The following is a 21,280-nucleotide window of genomic DNA, read 5'->3' on the forward strand; positions in this document are numbered from 1 at the left end:
ATACTACCGACGGGGACGAACATCTCCCGACCGGCGACCACGACTCGGATAGATCCTCTGTGCCAGAGCTTTTTTCAATGCAACTGCCCGGTCTCGAGCGTCCTCGGGGAACCCGCCGGCGGCCGGACGGTCGGGGATCGTCTCCGCCTGGTTGACGATGGTCCAACGCGAACCCACTGCCACCAGCGATTCATGTTTGGTCGCGTAGTAATCGGGGCGCGTGACCACCGCGACGCCCGGATCGCCTGCGGCGGCCGCAACCAGATGGGGGTGGAATCTGGTGCTGATCCACGTATCGCCCCGCCCGACCGTCAGACCCTTGCGCCACACGTCGATGAACGGCACCGTGGTGGCGCCGTCGAGTCGGTCGCCGAGTCTCGTCGGGACCTCCAGATCGCCACCGGGAATGCCCTCTACCACGGTGATGGCCTCGGCCGGGACCTGCCAGGCGTCGAGGGTGGCACGGATGAATCGGGTCAGGGCGTCGATACCGGTGGACCCGAACGCAACGAACTCGTCGGTGAGATCGGATTGCAGACACAGCGTCACACCGTCCGGACGCCGGGGTGGGCGGGTCGTGTCCTCGGCTTCGGAGACCATGTCGATGCCACCGCCCTCGCCGACGGCGAGCCAGGCGTCGTCGCCGGTGTGGCGCCGGGCCCCGATCCTTGACATTGCCTGCGCCGACGCCTCGTCGCGGACGTCGAACACCGTGAACACGTGTGCTGCATCGGTCAGCACCGACCACGCCGGCTCGTCGAGCAGGGGTATGAGCCCCTGCCCCGTGGCGTACGCGGGGACGCCCGTGACCCTGGTGAGTTCTGCGATGGCGGCGACCAGCGAGACATGGTGCGGCCAGACCTGATTGACGTAGCCCCCGCCCAGGAGGTGGACCGACGACGCCCGGCGGAACACGTCGACCCCTTCGGCGAGGCGAGGGGCCGGCCCGAATGTCGTGGCGGCCTGGGCCACCCATGTCCACGGTGTGGTGGGGTCAGGTCCCTCGGTGCGCGTGGTGTCGGCGGCGTATGCCGCCAACTGCCACAGGGTGTCCACGAAGACCACCCCGGGATGGACGCCCCGGAGCAGCAGCGAGGTCTGCCCCGGACTGTGGCAGTCGAGGACGACCAGGGCGTGCGGGCGCGTCCGGGCCAGATACCGCAACCATGCGAGTGCGATCAGCTCGTCGCCGTAATTCGGGTGTCCGGACGGCGCGATGAGATAGATGATCTCGTCGTCGTCGCCGTCCTCGTCGCGTGCTTCGCTTCGGAAGCGAGCGCGGAGGGCCGAGGGAAGACCGGGCATCTGCACCCAGGGGATGTTACTCACCGACCTCGTCCGTGCGGCCGGCGTACGTCAGTGATCGCCGCCCAGCAGCGCGGCGACGTGGTCCGGGACGTATTTGGACAGCGACCGCGGCGGGCGGCGATAGTTGCCGGAGTCGATGGGCTTCTTGGGGAGCTCGACCTTGTGCAGGGGAACGTCCTCGTAGTCGATGGTGGACAGCAGGTGCGAGATCATGTTGAGGCGAGCGTGCTTCTTGACGTCGGACTCGACGACGTACCACGGGCTCAGCGCGGTGTCGGTGTGCACCATCATCTCGTCCTTGGCCCGCGAGTAATCCTCCCAGCGGTAGACCGCCTCGAGGTCCATCGGACTGAGTTTCCATTGGCGGACAGGGTCGTTCAGACGCGAACGGAATCGCTTGAGCTGCTCATCGTCGGAGACCGAGAACCAGTACTTGCGCAACAGGATCCCGTCGTCGATCAGCATCTGTTCGAAGATCGGTGTCTGGCGGAGGAATCGGGTGTGCTCGGCCGGGGTGCAGAACCCCATCACCTTCTCCACGCCGGCCCTGTTGTACCACGAACGGTCGAAGAGCACGATCTCTCCAGGCGCGGGCAGTTGCGCGACATAGCGCTGGTAGTACCACTGCCCGCGTTCGCGATCGGTGGGCGCAGGCAATGCGGCCACACGGCTGACCCGAGGGCTGAGGTACTCGGTGATCCGTTTGATGGTGCCGCCCTTGCCCGCGGCGTCGCGACCCTCGAAGATCACCACGACGCGGGCGCCGGTGCTCCGAACCCATTCCTGGAGCGTGACCAGCTCGGTCTGCAGGCGGAAGAGTTCGGCTTCGTAGACCTTGTTGGGGATCTTCGCGGGTCGTTCGTGTTCTTTCGCCTTCTTCGCCATGGATGGAGCTTAACCGTGGTTCGGCGGCGTTGTGCCGCAGACCAACCGACCCGTGGGTAGGGTGCGCCTCCGGGCGTATGCGAATCCGTTCAGGCGGGTAACAGATCTCCGACTGCGGCGATCTCGTCGGCGAGCTCGGCCACCGAGGCGTCGATCCGGGCCCTGGAGAAGTCATTGATGTCGAGACCTTCGACGATCTCCCAGCGCCCGTCGACCGACCTGACGGGAAACGAACAGACGAGTCCCGGTGGTACGCCGTAAACGCCGGGTGAGGGGAGCGCCGCCGACGTCCAGTCGCCGTCGGGGGTACCGAACACCCAGTCGTGCACGTGGTCGATGGCGGCGTTGGCGGCGGACGCCGCCGACGAGGCGCCCCTGGTGTCGATGATCGCCGTTCCGCGTCTCGCCACGGTCGGGATGAAATCGTCGACGAGCCAGGTGCGGTCGGCGGCGATCTCGGCACCACTGCGATCACCGACGCGAGCATGGAAGATGTCGGGATATTGCGATGCCGAGTGATTGCCCCACACCGAGACCCGGCCGATCTCGCGAACCGGGCAGGTTGTGTGATGGGACAGCTGGGCGATGGCACGGTTGTGGTCGAGGCGGGTGAGGGCGGTGAACCTCTCGGAGGGAATGTCGGGCGCGTGCGCGGAGGCGATCGCGGCGTTGGTGTTGGCCGGGTTACCCACGACGATGACCCGGAGATCATCGGCGGCAACGTCGTTCAGCAGTGCACCCTGCTCGGCGAAGATCGCGGCGTTGGCCGCCAGCAGGTCGGCCCGTTCCATACCCTTGCCGCGAGGGCGGGCACCGATCAGCAGCGCGTGGTCGGCGCCGTCGAAGGCGGCCCGCGCATCGTCGAAGATGTCCACCGAGTTCAGCAGCTCGAAGGCGCCGTCGTCGAGTTCCATCGCGGTACCGACCGCGACAGGCAACGACTGTGGTAGTTCGAGCAATCGGAGCCGGACCGGTTGATGGTGGCCGAGCATGGCGCCCGCGGCGATCCGGAACAGCGCGGCGTAACCGATGTTTCCCGCGGCGCCGGTGACGGTCACCACGGCGGGAGGGGTCGATGGCATGAGCACCTTCGCGTGTCGGCGGCATGTAGGGGGCGTGGGGGAGGGATCAGCCTGAGGACGGGCTCAACGGGGCAGCGCGGACTGCTCGACGAGGGCCACCGTCTGCCGCGGGCTCGAGAGGACGAGCACCGGGCCGAACGCTCGCCAGGTCAGCGGCACCGATGTGAAGGTGGCGAGCCATTGATCGGCACCCGCGCGTGGTCCCGGGCAGGCCATCCGCGTCGAGACGAGGGTGTGAATCCGCACGTGGTCACTCGATATGTTCGCGGTTCCCAGGTGTCGGTTGCAGCCGGCGCTCAGCGCTATCCGATCCGGTCGTTGGAAATGGACGGTCATCGGGCCACCACCCGGTATGACGCCGCCGAGGACCGCGACCGATGAGTACGACTTGCCGACGAGCATGCCGGGCAGGGATTCGGGGAGCGGGCGGGGCATCGGTGCAGGTGCGGGGGCGGCTGCCGCGGAGCCGATCCCGAATATGGAGAGCATCGACGTCAGCAGCACGGTGGTGAGCAGCAGCATCACGGACCGGCGGGGACGGATCGGGCGAGGTTGCGCCGAACCACGGACTCCGGGGTCCGGCTCGCGTCGTGGGGTGGGATGATCGATCTGATTCATGGCCACTTCTCCTGGGACGGGGTCCTTGATCCAAACGTAGCCGAGTGACGGAACGGGCGGAACACGACTCGGGGGATGTGCCGATGGTCGCGGCGCCGTCGTCGCGCAACGCAGGTGGTTCGGCACGGCGGTTCGACACAGTGGCACGATCGGCGACGCGTACCGTGGACGGCGACCTCGGGGCACCGTGGTCGTTTCGGCACGACCGGAGTCCGACGTCGGTGCTGCGAGAATTGGTGCCACGACCAGTACACATGCATGCCCGACAGGCGCGAGTCAGGAGAAGTGTTTCGGTGGGAAAGCTGACGAACAGCATGTGGCGACTCCTGGGCTCCCAGTCGTCACGTAATCAGTCGAAGTCCGTCTCGTTGATCAAGGATGCGGACGCACACAGCGCGTGGGCGGACGGACTCGACGACGACGCGTTCGCCGACGAGGCGGAGAAGCTCGACATCGGAATGAATGGTGACGATCGCGCGCGCTTCCTGGCGCTCGCCCGCGAAGCCGCGGACCGGACGCTCGGCATGCGACCGTTCGACGTCCAGTTGCAGGGTGCGCTTCGTCTGCTCGAGGGCGACATCGTCGAGATGGCCACCGGTGAGGGCAAGACCCTCGCGGGTGCGATCGGCGCGATCGGGCACGTCCTGCAGGGGCACCGCGTCCACGTGATCTCGGTCAACGACTATCTCGCCACCCGCGACGCGGAGTGGATGGGCCCGCTGTTCACCGCCTTCGGCATCGTCGCGAAGCCAGTGTCGGAGAACTCGAGCCGGGACGAGCGCAAGGCCGCGTATGCCGCCGACGTCACCTACGGTTCGGTCAACGAGATCGGATTCGACGTGCTCCGCGATCAGTTGGCGCTTTCCGAGGACGATCTGGTGTCGCCGACTCCCGATGTGGCGATCATCGACGAGGCCGACTCGGTGCTCGTCGACGAGGCATTGGTGCCCCTGGTGCTCGCCGGTTCCACCGAGGCCGAGGTACCCGATCAGGCGATCCACGACGTGGTGGCCCGGATGAAGAACAAGCATTACGAGATCGACACCGAGGGACGCAACGTCACCCTCACCGACGACGGTGCGGAGTTCGTCGAGGAAGAACTCGGCGGCATCAACCTGTACGACGAGGATCATGTCGGCAGCACGCTCGTCCACGTCAATGTGGCCATGCATGCGCAGTACCTGCTCGAGCGCGACATCCACTACATCGTCCGGGACGGCGGCGTGCATCTGATCAACGCTTCGCGTGGGCGCGTGGCACAGTTGCAGCGGTGGCCGGACGGTGTCCAGGCCGCAGTCGAGATCAAGGAAGGCCTCAGCCAGACGGATTCGGGTGAGGTGATCGACACGATGACTGTGCAGGCGCTCATCGGCAGGTATCCCAGGGTCTGCGGCATGACCGGTACGGCGCTCGCCGCGGGTGAACAGTTCCGTCAGTTCTACGACCTGTTGGTGTCGCAGATCCCACCGAACACCCCGAACGTCCGCATCGACGAGGCCGACCGTGTCTACGACATCAAGGCCAACAAGGTCGAGGCGATCGTCGCGTACGTCAAAGAGGTCCATGAGACCGGGCAGCCGATTCTCATCGGCACCCACGACGTCGCGGAATCCGAGGAGCTCGCGTACTTCCTCGACAAGGCCGGTGTCTCGTCGGTGGTGCTGAACGCCAAGAACGACGCCGAGGAGGCGAAGATCATCGCCGAGGCCGGGGCCCGGGACGCGGTGACGGTCTCGACCCAGATGGCCGGGCGCGGTACCGACATCCGCCTCGGCGGGTCGGCCGACGACGAGTCGGCGAGAGACGACGTCGTGGCGTTGGGCGGTCTCTGCGTGGTCGGCACCGGACGACACGAAACCGAACGTCTCGACAACCAGCTGCGTGGCCGCGCGGGCCGCCAGGGCGATCCGGGTCGTTCGGTGTTCTTCTCCAGCCTCGAGGATCCGGTGGTCACCAAGAATCTCGCCTTCAAGCGAGATCCGGTGTCGCAGGCCGAGGACGGCTCGATGGGGGCCAAGGGCATCGATCTGATCGAGCAGGCGCAGCGTATCGCCGAGGGCGTGATGCTGGAACTGCATGCCAACACGTGGCGCTACAACACGTTGGTGAACCAGCAGCGCGACATCGTCGTCAAGCGACGGATGGCGCTCCTGACCGGCGAAGTGGCCCTCGACGAGCTGGCCGCGGAAGAACCCGCGCGTTACGCGGAGCTGACCGGGACCGCGGCGGGGGCAACGGACGACGCAGAGGATACGAAAGCCGACCCGGCGGGCTCCGAAGACACCGAAACCACCGAAACCACCGAAACCACCGAAGCCGGCGCGGCCGATGGTTCCACTGCCACGGAGACCGAGGACGCCACGACACCGGCTCCGGTCACCGACCCGGTTGACAAGGAGGTCCTCGTCCTGGTGGCGCGTGAGATCATGCTCTTCCACCTGGACCGGGCGTGGGCCGATCATCTCGCGTTCGTGTCCGACGTGCGGGCGAGTATCCATCTCCGCTCATTGGGCAAGGAGAGCCCCCTCGACGAGTTCCACAAGCTGATCCTCGACGCGTTCTCGACGCTGCCCGGCGAGGCGGTCGAGAACGCCCGCAAGACGTTCCGGGAGGCGACGATCACCAACGAGGGCGTCGATCTCGGGACCGCGGATCTGCATCGCTCGACCACGACCTGGACATACATGGTCCACGACAACCTGTTCTCGTCGGGCGGAGCGAAAGCCCTCCAGGGCATCATCGGCATCTTCCGGTGATCTCCGGCGAGCGCTCGGAGGTGCCGGAGGAGCGCGACCCGGTGGACCCGCCGGAGGAACTGTCCGACGGGTCGGACCGGGTGGTGACCGTCCCGAACGCCTTGAGCGTGCTGAGGTTGGCGCTGATCCCGGTGTTCGTGTGGTTGTTGCTGTTCGAGAAGGCCGACGGATGGGCATTCGCCGTCCTGATGTTCTCGGGGTTCTCCGATTGGGCCGACGGCAAGCTCGCCCGGTGGCTCAACCAGTCGTCGCGGATCGGGGCGCTGCTCGATCCGGCCGCCGACCGGCTCTACATCGTGATCATCCCGATCGCGTTCGGCCTGCGCGAGTTCCTGCCGTGGTGGCTGATCGGGGTCGTCATCGCCCGGGACGTCGCGCTGTTCGCGACGGCGCCGTTGCTGAGGTCGCGAGGGCTGCTCGCGCTGCCGGTCCTCTACATCGGGAAGGCGGCCACCTTCGCTCTGATGAGTGCGTTCCCCTGGCTGCTCGCCGGGCAGTTGGATTCGGTCATCGGGACGATCTGCTATCCCATCGGTTGGGCGTTCATGATCTGGGGCGTCGGCCTCTATCTGTGGTCGTTTCTGCTGTACGCCTATCAGACGGTGCTGGTCGTCCGCCGGATGCCCCGCACCGGGTGAGCGGACATCCGCTCACCCGGCCCACGCAGTGGCCGCCGATGCCCTAATGTCCTCCGTTTGAAGTAGTTCGATGTTTTTGCCGCCTCCGACAAGAAAGGTGCGACAGTGAGCGAGACCAATGTGCCGCCTGCCCTGCGCTACACGGCCGAGCACGAATGGGTGGAGCGGACCGGGCCCACGACGGTGCGGGTCGGGATCACCGACTTCGCGCAGGATGCGCTCGGCGACGTGGTGTTCGTCCAGCTGCCCGGCGCCGACGACGCCGTCGAGAAGGGCGAGTCGTTCGCCGAGGTGGAGTCCACCAAGAGCGTGTCGGACATCTACGGACCGCTCGACGGAACGGTGTCCGCCGTGAATGCCGAGTTGGAGACCACCCCCGAACTGGTGAACTCCGATCCGTACGGGTCGGGCTGGCTCGTCGAGATCACGCTCGTCGACGAGGCGGCCCTCGACACGGCACTGGCGGAGACCCTGGACGCCGACGGCTACCGCGCCGTCACCGAGAGCTGACCGTCGCGGGACGCGAGGTGCCGTGAACTGCGAAAGGCATTCTCCGATGAGGCCGATCGAACACGACAAGCCGACAACACGGATCGTAAGCGCCCGGTGGATCGGGGCGCTGCGACTATGATCGGCGGTGTCCTGGTCGACTCGACCGCCCGTGTGGCGGCCGCAACACGGTACGGTTTACTGCAGCAGAACCGGTTCGAGTGCCGATGAACGCGGCGAGCCGGACGTTCGAAGGCAGAAGAAAGATGCATCGACATCGAAAGCCCGGTGGCGCGATTCGCGCGGCCGTTCGGGGCCGGTAGGTGTGGGCGCGACGACGCCTACGGGCACCGAGACAGACGAAGGAGAAGTGGTGAGCGAAAACGACAAGGATCTTGAGGCACCGGTGGAAACCACCTCGGTTTTCCGGGAGGAGTTCATCTCCGAACTCGATTCCGGAGCGACCGCCTCGAGTGAACCTGCCGACACCGGGGTGGAGAGGCTCTCGCCCGGCACGGCGCTGCTTGTCGTCAAGCGTGGTCCCAACGCGGGCTCGCGATTCCTGCTCGACCAGGCGACCACGTCGGCGGGTCGGCATCCGGACAGCGACATCTTCCTCGATGACGTGACCGTCAGTCGCCGCCACGCGGAATTCCGCCTGGGCGACAACGAATTCCAGGTGGTGGACGTGGGCAGCCTGAACGGCACCTACGTGAACCGGGAACCCGTCGACACCGCGCAGCTGAGCAATGGGGACGAGGTGCAGATCGGCAAGTTCCGCCTGGTCTTCCTCAGCGGCCCGCGCGACGGCCAAGCGGGCGCCTGACCTCGTGACCGCGTCGTCGGCGGGTCAGCACGGAGAAGGGTCGATGTCGATCGGCTCTGTCCTGGCGCTGCTGCGTGAGGATTTCCCGGACGTGACGATCTCGAAGATCCGATTCCTGGAGTCCGAGGGCTTGATCACGCCCGAACGCGCGCCGTCGGGCTATCGCCGGTTCAGCACGAACGACTGTGAGCGGCTCCGGTTTGTCCTGACCGCCCAGCGTGACCGCTATCTGCCGCTCAAGGTGATCAAGGAGCAACTCGAGGCGATCGATCGTGGTGAGGGAGGCGCAGGTGCCGGGGGTACCCGGTTGTTGTCCGCCGCCCGCAATGCGGTCGCCCCGGCGACCGATTTCGGTTCGCGCGGCGGCCGGGTCTCGCGGGAGACGCTGATCGAACGAACCGGGGTCGACTCGGCGTTCGTGACGGAGTTGCTGCGCAACGGGCTGTTGACACCTGGGCCGGCGGGATTCTTCGACGAGGATGCGGTTCGTCTGGTGGAGGCCGCCGCCGCGTTGGCGAATTACGGCGTGGAGACCCGTCACCTGCGAGCCTTCAAGGTCTCCGCCGATCGTGAGGCCGGATTGGTTGCGCAGATCGCGAATCCGATCGCCAAGGGCAAGGGCACGGGTGCCCGGGATCGGGCCGAGGAGTTGGCCCGCGAGATCGCGGCGTTGTCGGTGACTCTGCACACCCAGTTGGTCAAGGCCGCGGTGCGGGGCGTGCTGGACTGATCGGTCCGCGACTGCCGTCGCGGCGGCGCGACGCGGTGTAGCGTCGTTGACATCGACATACGGCGCCGGGACGTGGCGAACGGGGCCGTCGAGTAGTGTCCTGGCGATCACGAGGAAGCGGGTGCTAGATGGGCGAAATGCGAGTCGTGGGCATTCGGGTCGAGCCGCCACAGAGCCAGCCGGTACTGCTGCTGCGCGAGGTCGAGGGCGAACGCTACCTGCCGATCTGGATCGGGCAGAGTGAAGCGGCGTCGATCGCCTTGCAGCAGAAGGGCATCGAACCGCCGAGGCCGCTCACACACGATCTGATCGTCAACCTGATCAGCGAATTCGGCCGAACCCTCAAAGAGGTTCGCATCGTCGACATGCAGGAGGGCACCTTCTACGCGGAGATGGTCTTCGCGGACGACCTGAGGGTGTCGGCGCGTCCGTCGGATTCCATCGCCGTGGCGATGCGGGCCGGAGTGCCGATCGTCGCCGACGAGGACGTGCTGACCGAGGCCGGGTTGCTGATCCCGGACGAGGACGGCTCGGACGGCGAACCGGGCGATGCGAAAGAGGACGAGGTGGAGAAGTTCAAGGAATTTCTCGACAACGTCTCACCGGATGACTTCAAGGCGAGCGGCGGAACCTGAGCCCCGTTTGATCACGGAACGGACACTGCGCGGTCACCGTTTGCTCGATCTCAAGTTGAGGTTGAGGTTGCACCGCGCGTCGCGTTGATTTGCGACTCCCGCCCGACCTACCGTTCACACGTCGCCCGTTTTCGGCGGGGACGGAGGATGATCGTCCTTCAGGCGCGTACTGTTGAAGCAGTCCTCGAGGCCGCTCTTCGAGGTTCGGTGCCTGTCGAGTCGGTCCAGACGTTGCGAGGGAGTCTGCAGTGGGCGATAAGCCGTTCGACGACGGAGTGACGTCACCGACGGATGCGGCACCAGACGGTGCCGCGGAGAGCGCCCGTACCCCAACTGCGACCCAGGGCAGCCTGGAAGACATCGCTCCGGGCCTCTTCCCGAACGACACAGTGCCGGACGAGTTGGTCGGCTACCGGGTGCCGAGTGCGTGCCAGATCGCCGGTATCACGTATCGGCAGCTCGACTACTGGGCCCGCACCTCGCTCGTGGTGCCGTCGATTCGGGGCGCTGCCGGTTCGGGTAGCCAGCGACTGTACTCGTTCAAGGACATCCTGGTCCTGAAGATCGTCAAGCGTCTCCTCGACACCGGGATCTCACTGCAGAACATCCGCGTCGCCGTCGATCATCTCCGGAAGCGCGGCGTCGAGGATCTCGCCCGGATCACCCTCTTCTCCGACGGCACGACCGTCTACGAGTGCACCTCTGCCGAGGAGGTCGTGGATCTGCTGCAGGGCGGTCAGGGTGTCTTCGGGATCGCGGTCAGCGGGGCGATGCGCGAATTGTCCGGCACCATCGCCGATTTCCCAGGTGAACGCGCCGATGGCGGTGTGACCGAGACCGCCCCGGAGGACGAACTCGCGGCGCGGCGTAAGAACCGGACCCGCCGCACCGGCTGACCGTCGGCCGGTCCCGGCCGCCCCACTGCGGGGTTGAACTGCAGAGCAGTCGCCCACCCGTATACTGGGTGGGCGTCGCTACGTCACGGGAGAGCGCCACCGATCGGGTTGGGGTGGCCGCCGAAGGAGCAACACCTCCTCGTCAAACTCTCAGGCACCCAGGACCGTGGTGTAGACGGCGTCTCTGGAAAGTGACCCGGGGAGACCCGGGCCCGCCCACGGTGAAAGGCCGCTCCGGTGTCCCGGAACGGCCGAATCTCTCAGGCGTCTGGCATCCGTGCTGCGGATCCCGGATATGACAGAGGGGGAGGGCCGCAGACCGCCGAGAGGTTGACCTGTCATGCCCGCCACTTCCGCATCCGATCCGGTGACCTTCATCGACCGCCATGTCGGTCCCGATCCCGCCGAGACCGACCGCATCCTCGCCGAGATCGGGGTGTCCTCGCTCGACGAACTCGCCGAGCGGGTGGTCCCGTCCGTGATCGCCGACGACCCGGGTGCGAACGGTCTAGACGCATTGCCACCGGCCATCGGTGAACACGACGTGCACGACCGCCTCGCCGAGCTCGCGTCCCGCAACGTCGTCGCGCGGTCGATGATCGGGCTCGGCTACCACGACACCTTCACCCCGCCGGTCATCCTGCGGAACGTGCTGGAGAACCCGGCCTGGTACACCGCCTACACGCCTTACCAGCCGGAGATCAGCCAGGGACGTCTCGAGGCCCTGCTGAATTTTCAGACCATGGTCGCCGACCTCACCGCGATGGAGGTCGCCAACGCGTCGATGCTCGACGAGGCGACCGCCGCCGCCGAGGCGATGACCCTGATGCGTCGCGCCGGCAAGTCCCGCCCGGCGCGCCTGGTGGTCGACGCCGATCTGTTCCCCCAGACACGCGCCCTGCTCGACACGCGGGCCGAGCCGCTCGGTATCGAGTTGGTCGAGGCGTCGTTGCATCCGTCGCTGCCCGGATGCGGCTTGCCCGACGGTGACTTCTTCGGTGTCGTGCTCCAGGTTCCGGGCGCATCCGGTCGTGTCCTCGACCTCGCGCCGATCATCGCGGCCGCGCACGATCGCGGCGGATTGGTCTCGGTCGGGGCGGATCTGCTGGCGCTCACCCTGATCACGCCTCCGGGTGAGCAGGGCGCCGACGTGTGCTTCGGCACGACTCAACGGTTCGGTGTGCCCATGGGATTCGGAGGTCCGCACGCCGGCTACCTGGCGGTCCACTCCGCCCATGCGCGACAGTTGCCGGGCCGGCTCGTCGGCGTCTCCAAGGACGCCGACGGCAACCTCGCCTACCGACTCTCACTGCAGACGCGTGAGCAGCACATCCGCCGGGAGAAGGCCACCAGCAACATCTGCACCGCCCAGGTGCTGCTCGCCGTCATGGCCGCCATGTACGCCTCGTATCACGGCGCCGACGGTCTGCGCGCGATCGCCCGGCGGGTGCACGACGCCGCGGTGTTCCTGGCCGACAGCCTGACGGTTGCCGGCTTCTCGATTGCGCACTCCTCGTTCTTCGACACGATCGTGGTGCGCGCACCCGGTCAGGCCGACGCGATCGTCGCGAACGCCAAACGCGACGGCAACATCAACCTGCGGCGGATCGACGCCGACTCGGTCGGCATCGCCTGCGACGAGACCACCACCGACGCCGATCTGACCGCCGTGTTGCGTGCGTTCAGCGCCGAAGGGGTACGGCGTCATACGTTCGCGCAGCCCGTCGAGACGCGGCAGAGCGACTTCCTCACGCACCCGGCTTTCAACCGGTACCGCACCGAGACGTCGATGCTGAGGTACCTGCGTGCGCTGTCCGACAAGGACATCGCACTCGATCGGAGCATGATCCCGCTCGGCTCGTGCACGATGAAGCTCAACGCGACCGCAGAGATGGAACCGGTCACCTGGCCCGGGTTCGCACGCCTACACCCGTTCGCGCCCGTGTCCGACACCACCGGGATCCGTGAACTCATCTCGACGCTGGAGGACTGGCTGGTCACGATCACCGGCTACGACCGGATCAGCCTGCAGCCCAACGCCGGCTCACAGGGCGAATACGCGGGCCTGCTGGCGATCCGGCGGTACCACCGCGGCCGCGGCGACGAGGACCGCGACGTTTGTCTGATCCCGTCGAGCGCACACGGCACCAACGCCGCATCGGCGGTGATGGCGGGGATGCGCGTGGTGGTTGTCGGGTGCCGTGAGAACGGTGACGTCGACGTCGACGATCTGCGTGTCAAGATCGAGAATCATCGCGATGCGCTGGCAGCCATCATGATCACGTATCCGTCCACTCATGGTGTCTTCGAGCACGACATCGAGGAGATCTGCGCGGCCGTGCATGACGCAGGCGGCCAGGTCTACGTCGACGGCGCCAACCTCAATGCGCTTGTCGGCGTAGCCCGTCCCGGCCGGTTCGGCGGTGACGTCAGCCACCTGAACCTGCACAAGACGTTCTGCATCCCGCACGGTGGGGGCGGGCCGGGGGTCGGGCCGGTCGCCGTCCGCGCGCATCTCGCGCCCTTCCTGCCGGGTCACCCGCTCGCCGACGAACTGTCGTCGGAGGGCACGATCTCGGCCGCGCCGTACGGTTCGGCGTCGATCCTGCCGATCACCTACGCCTACATCGCGATGATGGGCGCGGACGGATTGCGCCGCGCGACGCTGACCGCGATCGCGTCGGCCAACTACATCGCCCGCCGGCTGCGCGAGTACTACCCCGTGCTCTACACGGGCCGCGGCAGCGAAGCAGCGCGAACCGACGGTGAGGGATTCGTCGCGCACGAGTGCATCCTGGATCTGCGGCCGCTGACCAAGGCGACCGGCGTGACTGTCGACGACGTGGCAAAGCGACTGGCCGACTACGGTTTCCACGCCCCGACGATGAGCTTCCCGGTCGCCGGGACGCTGATGGTCGAGCCGACCGAGAGTGAGAACCTCGATGAACTCGACGCCTTCTGTGAGGCGATGATCGCCATTCGCGCCGAGATCGACCGGGTGGGCTCGGGTGAATGGTCCGTCGACGACAACCCGTTGCGGGGAGCCCCGCACACCGCCGAAGCGCTGGTCGGGGAGTGGGATCATGCCTACTCGCGGGAACTCGCGGTCTATCCGCTCGGCCTCCCGTCGGCCGGCGGACGGGCCAAGGTGTGGCCGGCGGTGCGCCGGATCGACAACGCCTTCGGCGACCGGAACCTGGTGTGCAGCTGCCCGCCGATCGAGGCGTTCAGCAGCTGAAGGACACCCCCGGGGGGTGACCTGCGGGTCAGTTCCCGCCGGTCGTGGGACCGCTGTCGGGCCCGTAGACGAGGCGATTGATGGTCACCGTCGCCGCGTCCTCGGGGTTCGGCATCGGATTGTCGGTGATCGGGAACGTCACTGTCGCGTTCGGCTCCGGCATGGCGGCGTCGCCGCGGAATCCGAGTGCGGTGAGTTTGCCGAGCTGGTCCGGCTTGCTGACGAACTCGAAGAACTCGGACACCGCATCGGTCTGCTCGGGTGCGACCTGTGAACCCGCCATCCGGACGATCGGGTAGTCGGCGATCGGGGTCGGTCCGCCTGGCACCACTTCGGAGAGCCGCGCCGAGGTGTCCGAGCGGGTGAGCTGGAACAGCGACTGCTCGGTGATCGGTACCGCGTGGATCGGAGAGGTCGCCGGGTCATCGGCGTCGGCGATCGAGCGGGCCGCGCCGGCGGCCGAGCCGTCCGGCGACTGCGGGGCTCCCGTCAACATCGCGTCGACACTCGATGCCACGCGCGGCGAGCTCGCGTCCTGCTCGGTGAGCGCACCGGTGGTCCGGGTCACCTGCATCGCGACTGCCTGGGCCGATAGCGCGGTGGCGTCGGATTGCGCGCCGGTGGGCATCGCGAGGCGAATCGACCCCCAGCTGCCCAGTCCGTAGTCGCCGAGACTGCTGCTGCGTTTCTGCAGGGTGGGCAGTTGCTGCCAGTCGAGGTTGTCATCGAAGGCCTTGGCCAGCTGTGGCGCGGTGGCGAGCACGACGGGCGACGACACCAACGACGTGGGTTTGCCGTCGATCGCATCGGGCTTGGCGGCGGACAGGTCCGCGGTCCAGATCGACGATTGCGGAACCCAGGCAGCCGGATAGGCGCCGAGCGAGGCGGGGTCCCACGTGCCTGCCAGCCCGTCGAGGGTGACCTTGGCATCGGCCGGTCGGACCTCGATGGTCACGCAGTGATCGCGCACCACCGGTCGGGTCTTGGCGTAGTCCTGCGCGAGGGTCTTGAGTGGACCGGCGATGTCGGGATCCGTAATCACCGGGACCTTGGTCGTACCCTCGACGCAGTTCGCCGCCGCCTGATCGCCTTGGCGATCTATCCGATCACCGAGTTGCGCCCAGAGCAGGACCAGAGCGGCGACCAGGATGATGGACAGCAGGGAACCGACGAGGCCACGACTGACACCGCGACCGCGTACCCCCGTGCGACCGTCAGTACTTCGATGGTGTGCCAAGCCCCCCTGCCTTCCGCTCGTCGGGCCGACGTCCACCCCGGTCCCGTCTGACCGGGGTGACATCGGACGACGATAGCGGAGATCGCGGTGCCCGCACCATGGCGGGTGCCGTGCGAACGCTCGGCAGCCTGCCCGTCAGGCGTTGGCGGCCTTGAACTCGCGCCGCTTGCGATGCAGGATCGGCTCGGTGTAGCCGCTCGGTTGCTTCGCACCTTCGAGGATGAGCTCCTTGGCCGCCTGGAAGGCGATGTTGGAGTCGAAATCGGGTGCCATCGGGCGATATGTGGTGTCGCCGGCGTTCTGTCGGTCGACCACCGGTGCCATCCGCTCGAGCGAGGCCACGATGTCGGATTCGCTCACGATGCCGTGATGCAGCCAGTTGGCCAGCAGCTGGCTGGAGATCCGCAGGGTGGCACGGTCCTCCATCAGCGCGATGTCGTGGATGTCGGGCACCTTGGAGCAGCCGACGCCCTGATCGATCCAGCGGACCACGTAGCCGAGGATGGACTGGCAGTTGTTGTCGAGTTCTTCCTTCTTCTCCTCGGCCGACCAGTCGGTCTTCGGCGCGAGCGGGATTGTGAGGATGTCGTCGACCGACGCCGGATCGCGCTTGGCGATCTCGTCCTGCCGCTCGAAGACATCGACGAGGTGATAGTGCAGCGCATGCAGGGTCGCTGCGGTGGGCGAGGGCACCCATGCGGTGGTGGCGCCTGCCTTCGGGTGACCGATCTTCTGCTCGAGCATGTCGTGCATCAGATCCGGCATCGCCCACATACCCTTGCCGATCTGCGCCTTGTGCTGCAGCCCGGCGTGCAATCCGGTATCGACATTGAAGTCCTCGTACGCCTTGATCCACTTCTGCTGCTTCATGTCGCCCTTGCGAATCATCGCGCCGGCTTCCATGGAGGTGTGGATCTCGTCGCCGGTGCGGTCGAGGAAGCCGGTGTTGATGAAGACCACGCGATCCTCGGCGGCCTTGATGCAGGCCTTGAGGTTCACGGTGGTGCGGCGCTCCTCGTCCATGATGCCGACCTTGAGAGTGTTCTCCGGCAGGCCGAGAACCTTCTCCACACGGTCGAACAGTTCGACGGTGAACGCGACCTCATCGGGTCCGTGCATCTTCGGCTTGACGATGTAGATCGATCCGGTCCGCGAGTTCTGCAGGCCCTCGGCCGCGACACCCGGCCCGCTCGCTTTGCTCCCGGCGCCGTTCATCCCGTGGATGCCGATCAGCGAGGTGAACAAACCGTCGAGGATGCCTTCGGGGACCTCGTTGCCGTCGGCGTCGAGGATCGCGCTATTGGTCATCAGGTGCCCGACGTTGCGGACGAAGAGCAACGAGCGGCCGTGCAGGTCGAAATCGGAACCGTCGGGTGCGATGTACTCGCGGTTGCCGTTGAGGACGCGGGTGAAGGTCTTCCCGCCCTTGGCGACCTCCTCGGCCAGGTCACCCTTGTTGAGTCCCAGCCAGTTCCGGTAGCCGAGTACCTTGTCGTCGGCGTCGACCGCAGCAACCGAGTCCTCGAAGTCCATGATGGTGGTGATCGCGGACTCGACGACGACGTCCTTGACCCCGGCCGGGTCTGTCTGGCCGATGGGCGACGACGGGTCGATCTCGATGTCGAGGTAGAGGCCGTTGTTGCGCAACAGGATCGACGTCGGGGCGGCGGCCTCGCCCCGGTAGCCGGCGAACGCCGACGGATCGGCGAGAGTCGAGGTGGTGCCGTCGGCCAGGGTCACTTGCAGGGCCTGGTCCGCCACGGCGAACTTCGTCACATCCGTGTAGCTGCACTGCTCGAGGGGGACGGCGTTGTCCAGGAAGTCCTTCGCGTACGCGATGACCTTGTCGCCGCGCACCCTGTTGTACGACGAGCCCTTCTCGGCGCCGTCGGTCTCCGGGATGGCATCGGTGCCGTACAGGGCGTCGTAGAGCGAGCCCCACCGGGCGTTGGAGGCGTTGAGTGCGAAGCGCGCGTTGAGGATCGGGACCACCAGCTGCGGGCCCGCCGTCTCGGCGATCTCGCGGTCGACGTTCTCGCTGCCGATCTGGAAGTCGGCAGGCGGATCGACCAGGTAGCCGATCTCGGTGAGGAAGCCCTTGTACGCGTCGAAGTCCAGGTCGCCGGCGGTCGCGGGATGGTCGCGGTGCCACTGGTCGATCTTCGCCTGCAGATCGTCGCGGACGGACAGCAGTTCACGGTTGCGGGGCGCCAGGTCGGTGATCACCGAGGCCGCACCCGTCCAGAAGGCGTCGGGGTCTACACCGGTGCCGGCCAACGCCTCGTTGTTGATGAAGTCGTACAGGACGGAAGCGACCTGCAGCCCGTTGACGTTGATCCGGTCAGACATGACAGCCTTTCTCAGCGGTGAATCGACACGTCCATGCTACTCGTCGGTAATCTGCCTCGACACCGGGTATCCGGGCAGGTCCGAGGCGGGCGAGAAGGTCAGTTGACGCAGCTCACAGTCGGTTCGAAAGTGCGAGTAGATCGCTGAGGCGTTGTGACAGCGCCGCCCGTAACACGCTGCCGTCCTCGGCGATGGTGGACTGTTCTCGCACATACTGCGCTCGGCCGGCCGCGGTCTCGACGGGCACCGGATCGTAACCGAGCGCGGTGAGGTCGTAGGGGCTCGCCCGCATGTCGAGCTCCCGTGCGCGCAAGGCGGACCCGAAGCACGCGAGGGTGAGGTCGGAGTCGATCAGCGGCGCGAGCGTGAAACACGCCCGATAGAGGTCCATCGTGGTGTGCAGACATCCGGGCTGCTCGTCGCGGATCTGTCGGTCCCGGGTCAGTTCGGCCTCGTTTCGGGGCCGTGCCTTCGGCGTGAAGAACCGGAACGCATCGAAATGCGTACAGCGCAACGGCATCTCCTCGACGACCGCATCGGTCCCGGCCCGTCCGAGACGCAGCGGCGCGTCGTGGCGCTTCTCGGTGGTCCGGTAGACCATCGCCCATTCGTGCAGGCCGAAGCAGCCGAGGCGTGCGGGGCGGGACGCGGTCGCGCGCAGGAGTGCGGCGGTGGCACCCACGGCACCTGCGCGGCTGCGGAGAAATCCAGGATCCACGGTCACCGTGTCGTCGAGGCGCTGATACCCGCGAAGGACCAGGTAGTCGTCGGCCTCCTCGAGGAGCACGCCGAATCCCGGATGCCATCTCGTCACGTGCGCGGGACGAGACGAGTAATAGGTGAAGAGGAAGTCGATGACGGGATGCTTCGCGCCGTTCTTGCGGGCCCGCAGATACGGCCCGATCAGGTCGTCGACCCGTCCGCGGTGATCGTCGCGGAGGGCTCGCCACTGTGCCGACTGCAGACGTCGGCCGGTCGAGCGGCGTATCTCCGTCGATGTCACCGGATCACACCCGATGGGTCTCGTCGCGGACATTGCCGACGAACTCCTCGACGAGGTCGGCGAGGGCGACGATGCCGACCGTCCGTCCGGAGTCGTCGACCACCGCACCGATGTGGGCGCTGGTGCGTCGCAGTGCCGCGGTCGCCTCGTCGAGGGGTGTGGTCGACGCGATCACCGGCAGCGGACGGATCTTGTCGATGCCGATGATGGTGTCCGGACCGATCCGCTCGTCGAGGATCTCGTCGAGCACGTCCTTGAGGTGGAGATAGCCGGTGAACGTCCCGTCGGGACCGCGTACCGGGAAGCGCGAGAACCCGGTGTCGCCGACCGCGTGCTCGACCGCCCCGAGTGTCGGGCCGGTGCCGCCGGTCTCGGCGTCGACCTCCACGCCGACACTGTGCATCTGGTCGAGGGGGATCATCACCTCGCTCACGGTGCGACTCACCGACTGCAGCGCTCGGGTCAGACGTTCGTGTTCTTCGGCGTCGATGAGGCCTTCCTGTTTCGACTCACCGAGCATCTGTGCGAGTTCCCCGGTGGAGACCGCCGAGTCGAGCTCGTCCTTGGGCTGCACGCGCATCAGGCGCAGCGACGAGTTCGCCAGCCAGTTGTAGAACGCGATCAGGGGGCGCGCCATGCGGATGAACGCGAGATGCGCGGGCACCAGGAGCATGGCGGAGCGCTCCGGGCCGGCCAGCGCGATGTTCTTGGGCACCATCTCACCGATGAGGATGTGCAGGACCACCACGAGCGACAAGGCGACGGCGAACGAGATCGGGTGCAGCAGGGTTTCCGGCACGTGGGCCAGATGCAGCGGCTTCTCGATCAGATGTGCGACCGCAGGCTCACCGACGCGACCGAGCAGGATCGAGCAGATCGTGATGCCCAGCTGTGCACCGGCCAGCATCAACGACAGGCGTTCGCCGGCCCGGATCACCGTCCGGGCACGCTTCTTGCCGCTTTCCTCGAGCGCTTCGAGGCGATCGCGGCGCGCGGAGATGAGCGAGAACTCGGCACCGACGAAGAACGCGTTGCCGCCGAGCAGCACGACCGTGAGGAGGACGGCCCAGAAGTCGTTCACTCCGTGCCCCGATCCGTTCCGTCGCGGCTGAGCGGGGTGTCGTCGGGAGGGGTGCCGTCGCGGGAAGCGGTGTCGGGGGAGGTGGTGCGGTCGGATGGGGCGCTGTCGAGTCGGGCGCTGTCGGGCCGGATGTCGTCGCGGATGGGTCGCAGCGAGACGACATCGATACGGCGACCGTCCATCTGCGTCACGGTCGCACGCCACGTGATCTCGGTGCCCGGCAGCGCCTCGTCCTCGTCGTCGTCCTCGACGTCGTCTCCGCCGGCAGATCGACTCGGCAACTCGACCGCGTCGCCGACCTCGGGTATCCGTCCGAGGCAGAACATCACCAGGCCGCCGAGCGTGTCGTAGGACCCTTCCGGCGCGCGGTAACCGGTGGCGTCGGTCAGTTCGTCGGTGCGGAGCAGTCCCGAGCACAGAAAACCGTCGCCGTCGACGGCGACGTCGGCGCGCTCATGGTCGTGCTCGTCGGTCACATCGCCGAGGATCTCCTCGATCAGATCCTCGGTGGTGACGATGCCTGCGGTACCGCCGTACTCGTCGATCACCACGCACAGCTCCATGCCGTCGGCGCGGATGCGTTCCATCAGGGCGTCGCCGTCGAGGCTGGTGGGGACGCGGGGGACCGGTCGGGCGATGGACGCGACCGTGGTGTCGGCGGCGTGTTCGGGCGCGACGGTGAAGGCCTGCTTGATGTGCACGACACCCACGAGATCGTCGAGATCACCGTCGATCACGACCGGAAAGCGGGAGTGACCCGTGCGCGACGACGCCATCACCAGGTCGCGGATGTTGTCGTCGCGGTCGAGGCAGTCGACCGTCACCCGGGGGGTCATCAGATCCTCGGCGCTGAGCTCACCGAACTTAAGGGAGCGGTCGACGAGCGCCGCGGTGTCCTCGTCGATCGACCCCTGGCGGGCCGAGTTGCGAACGAGCGACACGAGTTCCTGGGGCGACCGGGCCGACCGCAACTCCTCGGCGGGTTCGATGCCGAGTCGGCGGACGATCCAGTTCGCCGAGCCATTCAGGCCGTTGATCGCCCATCGGAAGGTCGCGGAGAACACGGTCATCGGTCCCGACGTCGCGCGGGCGACGGCCAGCGACCTGGCGATGGCCAGGTTCTTCGGGATCAGTTCGCCCAGCACCATCGAGAGCGAGGTGGCGATGATCAGAGCGAGCGCCAGCGAGATTCCCGACGCGAGCGAGTCGCTCGCGCCCGCCGAGGTGAGTGCCGGCGTGAAGATGCGCGCCAGCACCGGCTCGGCGATGTAACCAGTGATCAGCGTGGTGATGGTGATGCCGAGCTGCGCACCGGACAGCTGGAACGACAAGGTGGCGTGCGCCCGCTGGACCAGGCGGGATCGACGGTCGCCGTTGGTGGCGACGTCATCGGAGATGGTAGATCGTTCGAGCGCGGTCAGCGAGAACTCCGCGGCGACGAACAGCGCGGTGCCGAGCGTCAGCGCGACGAAGCCGACGAGACCGGCGATGAGGAGGGCTGTCTCCACC

Annotated in this window: 17 protein-coding genes and 1 riboswitch; of the genes, 8 read left to right on the forward strand and 9 right to left on the reverse strand. The window is 67.0% G+C overall.

What is annotated here, in order from left to right:
• Nucleotides 1–3: 3 nt before the first annotated feature.
• The 4 genes from ACPXCG_RS20755 to ACPXCG_RS20770 form a co-directional block, all read right to left on the reverse strand.
• Nucleotides 4–1,329, reverse strand: coding sequence for a polysaccharide pyruvyl transferase family protein (locus tag ACPXCG_RS20755; RefSeq protein WP_425794071.1), 1,326 nt, complete (start codon nt 1,327–1,329; stop codon nt 4–6).
• 27 nt (nt 1,330–1,356) lie between these two features.
• Complete coding sequence (ppk2, locus tag ACPXCG_RS20760; protein WP_425794072.1) at nt 1,357–2,193, reverse strand: polyphosphate kinase 2; 837 nt, start codon at nt 2,191–2,193, stop codon at nt 1,357–1,359.
• A gap of 89 nt (nt 2,194–2,282) precedes the next feature.
• Entirely contained in the window at nt 2,283–3,275 is a 993-nt protein-coding gene (locus tag ACPXCG_RS20765) for a malate dehydrogenase (protein ID WP_425794073.1), read from the reverse strand.
• Between the two features lie 63 nt (nt 3,276–3,338).
• Complete coding sequence (locus ACPXCG_RS20770) at nt 3,339–3,893, reverse strand: META domain-containing protein (protein ID WP_425794074.1); 555 nt, start codon at nt 3,891–3,893, stop codon at nt 3,339–3,341.
• Between the two features lie 293 nt (nt 3,894–4,186).
• Between ACPXCG_RS20770 and secA2 the strand changes: the two genes are divergently transcribed.
• The 8 genes from secA2 (at nt 4,187) to gcvP (ending at nt 14,101) form a co-directional block, all read left to right on the forward strand.
• The gene (gene secA2 / locus ACPXCG_RS20775; RefSeq protein WP_425794075.1) at nt 4,187–6,649 is read left to right on the forward strand and encodes an accessory Sec system translocase SecA2; all 2,463 of its coding nucleotides are present in this window, start codon (nt 4,187–4,189) and stop codon (nt 6,647–6,649) included.
• Nucleotides 6,650–6,690: 41 nt separating this feature from the next.
• Complete coding sequence (locus ACPXCG_RS20780; RefSeq protein WP_425794269.1) at nt 6,691–7,287, forward strand: CDP-alcohol phosphatidyltransferase family protein; 597 nt, start codon at nt 6,691–6,693, stop codon at nt 7,285–7,287.
• Nucleotides 7,288–7,392: 105 nt separating this feature from the next.
• Nucleotides 7,393–7,797: a glycine cleavage system protein GcvH gene (gene gcvH, locus ACPXCG_RS20785; RefSeq protein ID WP_425794076.1), complete on the forward strand. Its 405-nt coding sequence runs from the start codon at nt 7,393–7,395 to the stop codon at nt 7,795–7,797.
• A gap of 349 nt (nt 7,798–8,146) precedes the next feature.
• Nucleotides 8,147–8,602, forward strand: a complete 456-nt coding sequence (gene garA, locus ACPXCG_RS20790) for a glycogen accumulation regulator GarA (protein WP_164309949.1) — start codon at nt 8,147–8,149, stop codon at nt 8,600–8,602.
• Nucleotides 8,603–8,645: 43 nt separating this feature from the next.
• A complete protein-coding gene (locus tag ACPXCG_RS20795; RefSeq protein WP_164309900.1) occupies nt 8,646–9,332 on the forward strand; it encodes a MerR family transcriptional regulator in 687 nt (228 codons plus the stop codon).
• Nucleotides 9,333–9,460: 128 nt separating this feature from the next.
• Complete coding sequence (locus ACPXCG_RS20800; protein WP_425794078.1) at nt 9,461–9,967, forward strand: bifunctional nuclease family protein; 507 nt, start codon at nt 9,461–9,463, stop codon at nt 9,965–9,967.
• Nucleotides 9,968–10,215: 248 nt separating this feature from the next.
• Nucleotides 10,216–10,863, forward strand: coding sequence for a MerR family transcriptional regulator (locus tag ACPXCG_RS20805; RefSeq protein ID WP_425794079.1), 648 nt, complete (start codon nt 10,216–10,218; stop codon nt 10,861–10,863).
• Nucleotides 10,864–10,939: 76 nt separating this feature from the next.
• Nucleotides 10,940–11,040, forward strand: a riboswitch (glycine riboswitch).
• A 163-nt stretch (nt 11,041–11,203) separates the two neighbouring features.
• Nucleotides 11,204–14,101 (forward strand): aminomethyl-transferring glycine dehydrogenase, encoded by a 2,898-nt coding sequence (gene gcvP, locus ACPXCG_RS20810; protein ID WP_425794080.1) that lies wholly within the window; start codon nt 11,204–11,206, stop codon nt 14,099–14,101.
• Nucleotides 14,102–14,129: 28 nt separating this feature from the next.
• Here gcvP and ACPXCG_RS20815 read toward each other — a convergent pair whose 3' ends face one another.
• The 5 genes from ACPXCG_RS20815 to ACPXCG_RS20835 all read right to left on the reverse strand — a co-directional run bounded on the left by ACPXCG_RS20815 (nt 14,130) and on the right by ACPXCG_RS20835 (nt 21,279).
• The gene (locus ACPXCG_RS20815; protein ID WP_425794271.1) at nt 14,130–15,338 is read right to left on the reverse strand and encodes a hypothetical protein; all 1,209 of its coding nucleotides are present in this window, start codon (nt 15,336–15,338) and stop codon (nt 14,130–14,132) included.
• 135 nt (nt 15,339–15,473) lie between these two features.
• Nucleotides 15,474–17,687 carry a malate synthase G gene (locus ACPXCG_RS20820; protein ID WP_425794081.1) on the reverse strand — a complete coding sequence of 738 codons (2,214 nt, stop codon included), beginning with the start codon at nt 17,685–17,687 and terminating at the stop codon, nt 15,474–15,476.
• 112 nt (nt 17,688–17,799) lie between these two features.
• Complete coding sequence (locus ACPXCG_RS20825) at nt 17,800–18,690, reverse strand: 3-methyladenine DNA glycosylase (RefSeq protein WP_425794082.1); 891 nt, start codon at nt 18,688–18,690, stop codon at nt 17,800–17,802.
• Between the two features lie 4 nt (nt 18,691–18,694).
• Complete coding sequence (locus tag ACPXCG_RS20830) at nt 18,695–19,771, reverse strand: hemolysin family protein (RefSeq protein ID WP_425794083.1); 1,077 nt, start codon at nt 19,769–19,771, stop codon at nt 18,695–18,697.
• Nucleotides 19,768–21,279, reverse strand: coding sequence for a hemolysin family protein (locus tag ACPXCG_RS20835; protein ID WP_425794084.1), 1,512 nt, complete (start codon nt 21,277–21,279; stop codon nt 19,768–19,770). The genes ACPXCG_RS20830 and ACPXCG_RS20835 overlap by 4 nt, the downstream gene beginning before the upstream one ends.
• Nucleotide 21,280: the final 1 nt, after the last annotated feature.

Origin of the sequence: Gordonia sp. DT218 (genome assembly GCF_049847105.1) — a bacterium.
Classification (GTDB): domain Bacteria; phylum Actinomycetota; class Actinomycetes; order Mycobacteriales; family Mycobacteriaceae; genus Gordonia.